1 pseudogene is annotated in these 268 nt (G+C 61.6%); it reads right to left on the minus strand.

The features are described from left to right. Nucleotides 1–268: pseudogene (locus tag EOD29_RS32115) on the minus strand (amidohydrolase); the annotation flags it as partial.

The raw sequence follows: 268 nt of genomic DNA on the forward strand, positions 1-268 counted from the left end.
CCAGCATTGCGCGGTCGGCGTCACCCAGCTGACATCGCCGACATCGGTCGATCCGGCCCGGAAATGCGATTGTCCCTCGAAATCGCGCAGGCCGGTGTGCAAGGGCGTCGAGCCATCGACCTTGGCGTTGGAGAACACATCGCCCTTGATCTGATAGAGGCGGATGCTGCTCCTGATCGCTTCGGGCGTGAAGGTATCCTGGATTTTCCTGGCGAAAGCGATGTCGGCCTCGTCGAAGGCTATCGGACCGAGCGCGACCATGTTCTCG

It is taken from the genome of Mesorhizobium sp. M1A.T.Ca.IN.004.03.1.1, assembly GCF_003997555.1.
Classification (GTDB): Bacteria; Pseudomonadota; Alphaproteobacteria; order Rhizobiales; family Rhizobiaceae; genus Mesorhizobium.